The sequence below is a fragment of the Streptomyces sp. NPDC001450 genome, from assembly GCF_053597295.1.
The window spans coordinates 1-6,018 of sequence record NZ_JBSFHY010000104.1; the positions used below are offsets into that span (position 1 = coordinate 1).

Below are 6,018 nucleotides of genomic sequence, written 5' to 3' on the forward strand. Positions count from 1 at the left end.
CGGTGGACCTTCGCCGCGTCCGCTGCGGCCTTGGCCTGCCACTCGGCCGTCTCGGCGGCCTTCTTACGGAACTCCGCCTTGGACTGCGCGGCCTGTGCGAGGGCGCGCTGGGCGATGGTCTCGCTGTCCCCGGCGGAGGCGCGGGTCGCGGCCTCGGCTGTCTCACCGGCCTTCTCCAGCGCCTGCAGCGCGGCCACCGCACCCTGGGTGACCTGGTCCTTCTGCTGACCGACCAGCAGACCCCGGCCCCGCGGCGCACCGTTCGTGTCGGCGATGCCGTAGGCGGCCTGGACGGCCGAGTCCGAGCTGGTCGCGGCCTTCTGCGCAGCGGCCAGCTGCGCCTGCAGCGCGGTGAGCTGCTTCTTCGCGCCGGCCTGCGCGGCGGTGATGCCCGCCTTCGCCTTGTCGAACTGAGCCTTGGTCGGGTAGTCCAGCTTGTCGTCGCCCGTGTGGCCCTTGGGGACTATCCGCAGCTTCTGTGCGGTGGAACCGTTGCACGTCGACGACGTCGCGTTCTTGCCGTTGTCGAACGTGGGCAGGTTCAGGCACTTGTTCGTGGCGGCGTTGCGCAGCTCGCCGGCGGCGCGGACGTCGAACGCCCACTGCTGGGCCTTGCTGCTGCCGCAGTCCCGGATCTGGATCGTCGTGCCGTTGGCGTTGGCGCCGTTCGCCACCTCCAGGCACTTGCCCGAGTTGACGTTGCGCAGGGTGTAGTTACCGCTGTAGGACCCCCACAGCTGCCACCTCTGGGCGTCGCCGCCGTTGCAGGTGTAGATCTGCACCGGGGTGCCGTTGGTCTTGCCGCCTCCCTGGACGTCGAGGCACTTGCCCTTGGCGCCGGGAACCTGGATCTCCAGCGGGGCGTCACCGATCCAGCCGATGCCGCCGGCACTCCAGTAGTCCTGCCAGCGCGTGAGGTGGTCGGCGACCCAGGACTGCCCCAGCATGTCGCTGAGGGCCTTGGCACCCTTGGAAAGGGCGCCGACGGCGGTCTTGTTGGCGTCGATGATCTGGTTGCGCTGGGTGGCCTGGGAGGCGATCTCCTGCTGCCACTCCGCGGCCGCGGTGGAGGTGATGTCGCCCAGCACGTTGTCCGGGTCCAGCGGATCACGCCAGCCACAGGCCGCGAACCGCGTCTTCACGTCCTCCACCGCGATACGGAACTCCGGCGTACCCGGCTGCGGAGCAGTGCTCGGAAATCCCCCGGCGGACAGGAAGATACGGGCGTCGTCGGCGCCCGCGTTGTTGCCGGGACCGCCGTGCATCCACTCGAAGGCGTGACTCTCGGCGATCCAGCGGTTCCATTGCGCGCTCGACATCTGGGTCGGGTCGGGCTCGGTCGTGTAGCGGGAACCGGCCACGTCGTCGACGGCCTTGAGCGTGGCCTCGTCGGCCTTCGGAGTGGCGTCGTCGTAGAAGTCGTCGTCACTCTTCCAGAAACGGTCCGCCACCCACTTGCTCAGACCCGTCTGGTTGTAGAAGCTCTGCTCGCCGTCGGGCGGCCAGTGGAACCCGGTCTCGGTGAAGCCGCCGGGCGTCACCAGGCCGTCAAGAGGCTTTCCCCACTGCCCCCGCTGAGCGGACAGATCGTCCATCTCCTTGCTCGCCGCGTCCCGGTCCTTCTGGTACGCGACGGAGAGCGGGGTCTGCTCCCAGTGCTCCCGGTTGGCCAGCACGTGCAGCTTGTCGGCGGGCTGGTTCAGGCCGTCCTGCGCGGTCGCGGCCATCGACGACCCGCCCAGCCGCAGCACGTCGGCCATCAGGCACTGGTCCTGGCGCAGTTGTTCGGCGGTGGATTCGTCGTACCAGGGTTCGGAACTGCTCACCGGCTCGGCGCTCAGGTGAGTCACGCCGGGCTGAACCGCAAGCCCCGCCAGAACGGCCAGCGTGGCGGCCGAGGTGACGGCGGACGTGAACTTTCGTGATCTTCGGGTTCCGGGCAGGCGGAACCAGGGTCTGGGGTGCACGGAGCATCCCTCTCTGGGCTCAGGGGGCGGCTGCACGCCGGAAGGGCGGCCGAAGAGCAGGGACAGTGAAGGGTCCGGAGGAGACGTTCAGAAACTCCGGAACCCAAGTGACGCGAGGCAGCCGGACAGCCGGTACGACGGCATGGCGATGCAACCCCTCCCCGTGAGCGACGGCGTTCCCCCGGTCGCTGACTGACATGCGCGAACGGAGTGGTCAGGCCCCGCCACGCGCGGACGCCACTCTACGCAGAAGTAACCGAGGCCGTACAGGTGTTCATGCTCCCGATGGTGGCGCTGGCGTGAAATTCTGTGTCTTTCCCGTGAATGAGCAAGGTGACGAAGGGGTGGGTTGGCTGAAGAAGGATGGCTGATTCTCGACCCTGGGGAGCTGGCGCACCGACGAGCCGCGACCCTTCGTACCCCGGTGGGAATTTGGGATTTCGGGCGGGCGAAGGCCACTTGCGTCGCTCGTCGGCCCGTAGGGTGCCGCTCATCTGCGGAATCGTGGGGTACGCAGGGTCGCAGTCGGCGGGCGTAGGTCGATGACATCGCCGAGGCCGCGCACCTTCTCGACCTCTTCAGCGGTGAGCGGTGGCGGAGTCTTGTCGCGCAGCGCGCTCCACTCGGTACGGGTGAGGTCGACGCAGAGAGTCGCCTCCGGCTTGGGCCGGTGGGCGCTCCGGGGCATCGAGGAGACCAGTGAGATCACAGTCCCTTGATAACGGAGTTTGAACGGGGGTGCGGGGTGGGGTGGGTCACGTGAGTACCGGACCCGTGACACGCCCCGCGCTCGCGGGGTGGCTCACGCACGAAGAAACCCCGCCAGGGGTCACCTGGCGGGGTTCGACCTCATCGATCTGTCGAGATCACTCTTCGTTCAAGGCAGCTCGCACGTAGGCGATCAGACCACCGGCCGGAACCTCGACCCAGGCGGCCTCGGGCACCCCGACGCGCATGACCTCATAGCGCTCCCCGTCCGACTCGGCCACCAGAACCTGACGGCTCGTTCCGTCCAACGGATCAACCTGCAGGCGCACGGCACCGTGCGTGATCGTCGGGAACATGTTCCGCAGTACCCCATCCGCACGGAGGCGGCGCAGGAGGTTCCATTGCTGCCGGTGGAAGTCGGACGACAGGAGGTCGGACCACTGCGAAGAGGTCGGCTCTCCACTATCGAGCGCCCTGGCGAATTCGTCGAGCTTCAAGAACCCGAACCTCTCCGCCAGCTCGTCGAGCGGTATGCCTTCCCGCCATGCGGCGACCGCTTCCACAAGCAGTCCAAGGTCCCCCGTGGAGCCGATCTCCCACTCGAACCCGGGAATGCCGACACTCAAGCGGAAAAGACGTTCCTCGGGCGCAGGATCGACCAACAGGAAACCCCTCGCCGTTTGGATGCTGACGACGTCGACGGCCCACGGCTCCAGCCCGGTGTCGCATCCGCGCAGCTGTGCTGCCTCTCGCATGGCTGGTCCAAGGCCACCCGAAGCAGTCACGTCCGGGTACAGGTCTTTCCGGTGGGTGTCCATATTCATCCGATTCCTCAGCAGCGGCAGTACGGGAATTTGCCCCCGTCTACGGGATCCAGTTTCCCCAACTTTGACAGATCCGGCATATCTATATTTTTGAGCTCCATGGCGCCATTGGCGCCCGTCGGATAGTAGAACCTCACCGAACTCCATGCGCGTTGACCATTGGCGACGGCTCTCGCGATCAAGGACATCTCGTAGTCCGTGGCCTTTCCGGCCTCACCGGCCAGCAGGCCGCGCTTGGCAGCGTCCATGAAGTCTCCGTATCGTTCCAGTCCCGTCATGTTGACGTGCAGCTCCACGTTCGGGTCGGCGATGGCCTTCCTCGCCAGCGCTGCGAAATCCTGCGGGCGCGCGAGGGAGAAGGTGGTGAACTTGTTCTCGGGAAGCCGAGCCCACGCGTCGAGCTCCCCATTTCTCTGCCACCCCAAGGCGACCTTGCAGTTGTGAACGAGGACCGGAGTGGCGCCCGCGAGCACGAAGAACGTGTGCAGGTCGCCGACCGTGAAGTCGTAAACCGTACGCGGAGACAGGCCCGGGCGGTCGAGGAGGGCGGTCACCGGGTGGACGGAACCGCCCGGGGTGCGCAGGCGGTCACCGACATGCAGGTCGGAAACCAGCGTCCATCCGCGGTCCACCACGTAGAACCTGTGGCCGGCGGTGCTGGTCAGCTTCCCCCCGTCGGCAACGGTGATGTCCACCAGCCGCTGGGTTTCGTGCTTGAAGGTGTCGGTGACCTGCCGGGTCCGCAACTGGCCGGTGGCCGGATCCATGGCCCTGACGAGGTCCCCCACGCCCACCTGGCTGATGGGCCGTTGTGAGCCGTCCGCCATGAGCACCTCGGTGGTGCCCGGGAAACTGTTGGTTTCGCAGGCGGTCCGCATCTCCTCGGAGAGCCGGGCCGATCGCTCGATCTCTGCCATCGCCTCCGCGTCGATGGGCAGCGCGCGCAGCGCCTTCAGTGCGTCGGCGACTCCGATGCCGGAACGCAAGGAGGTGTTGAGCGCCTTGATCGCCTTGGTGATGTCGCTGAGTGCGTTTTCTACCGGGACGTAGGTCGCGTAGGCCCAGGCACAGCCGCTGGCGCTGCCGTGGAAGCAGTCCATCATGTCTTCGGCGAAGAAGGAGAACAGGATCGATCCGGCCACGTCACCGAAGAGGCTCTGCCATCCGGCGCGGACGATGTCCTTGCCGGAGAAGTGGTGCTGCCAGTTGTCGATCTTGACGTTCTTCAAGGTCGTCCGCTGGAGGAACTGCCACGCCGACTTCGGGCAGCCGTCAGCGGTGGCCTGCGCATTTGCATCCGTGCACAGGTAGAAGTCGGCCTTGTAGGTGACGACCAGGTCGTACGCAGCGTCGCAGCCCCTGATGGCTGCTTCCGGCATCCCGGGGCACGTGCCGATCTGCTTGCTGCTGACGATCTCGACGGTGGACTCGTCCGGGACGGCGAACACACCGGGAATGCCCGTACCCGCCCCCTGGGATGCTTGCTTGTTGGCCTCCTCCCGTTCAGTCCGGTCGGCTGCTTCCTGGGCTTCCTTGGCGTACTTGGCGGCGTCCTTGGCGGCTTGTTCGGCTTCGGTGGCGGCTGCGTCGGCGCGGTCGGCGGCGGCGCGGGCGTCCTTGGCGTCCTGTTCGGCCTGCGCGGCGGCGGAGCGGGCGGCGGAGGCGTCGAGTTCGGCGGCGTCGGCTGAGTCGCGAGCCTCCTTGGCGTAGCCCTCGGCGTTGCCGGCGGCCTTGTCGGCGGCTGCGGCGTCGTCGGCGGCCTGCTTGTCGTAGTCGATGGTGCGGGCCAGGGACGCTGAGGCTGCCGCGGCTGCTTTTGCCGCGTCGGCGGCGTAGCCGAGGGCGTCCTTGGAGTAGGTGCGGGCGTCGGCGGCGTACTGGGCGGCGTTGGCCGCGTGCTGGTAGGCCTCCTTGGCGTCGCCCTTGGCCTGGTCGGCGATGTTCTTGGCGGCCGCGGCCTCGGCGGCGGCGTTCTTGGCGTGCGCGTCGGCGACCGCCTGCTGCTGCTCGGCGATCGTCTTGGACGCCTGCCCGGTCAGCACGACCAGGCCGGCGGCCGAGTCGGTGTCGACATAAGCGGAGCCCAGCTGGATCGCGTCGTTGGCCGGGTTGGCGACCTGCTTGGCCGCTTCACCGGCGTCCACGGCCGCCTGGGCGGTGACGTGGGCGTAGCCCGCTGCCTTCGCCGAGGCGGCGAGTGCGTTGCCGGCTTCCTTGTTCGCGGCGTCGGCCTGGGTCTTGGCGTCCTTGGCGTGCTGTTCGGCCTCGTCGGCGAGCTTGACCGAGGTCTTGGCCTCGGCGGAGGCGTCCTGGGAGGCCTTGATGGCGTCGGCGACGGCGCTGGTCGCGGTCTTCACCGCGGCGTCGGCCTTGAGCTTGTCGGCCTGGGCGGCGTCGGCGTCGGAGCGGGCGCGTTTGGCGGCGGCCTCGGCGCGGGTGGCGGCGGCGTCCGCGTCGGCGGCCGCCTGGGTGGCGGCGTCGGCCTCGGAGCGGGCCCGGCCGGCCGCGGCCTCGGCGTC

General features: G+C 68.2%; 3 protein-coding genes and 1 pseudogene. All 4 read right to left on the reverse strand.

Going from position 1 to position 6,018, the window contains the following annotated elements:
* Positions 1-1,760: RICIN domain-containing protein (locus tag ACWC5O_RS44855; RefSeq protein WP_450781315.1), on the reverse strand; the 1,760-nt coding region annotated here is incomplete at its 3' end.
* Between the two features lie 742 nt (positions 1,761-2,502).
* Positions 2,503-2,655: pseudogene (locus ACWC5O_RS44860) on the reverse strand (type I pantothenate kinase); the annotation flags it as partial.
* 178 nt (positions 2,656-2,833) lie between these two features.
* Positions 2,834-3,499 (reverse strand): hypothetical protein, encoded by a 666-nt coding sequence (locus ACWC5O_RS44865; protein ID WP_450592472.1) that lies wholly within the window; start codon positions 3,497-3,499, stop codon positions 2,834-2,836.
* Positions 3,500-3,507: 8 nt separating this feature from the next.
* On the reverse strand, positions 3,508-6,018 hold a 2,511-nt coding region (locus tag ACWC5O_RS44870; protein WP_450781313.1), incomplete at its 5' end, for a polymorphic toxin-type HINT domain-containing protein.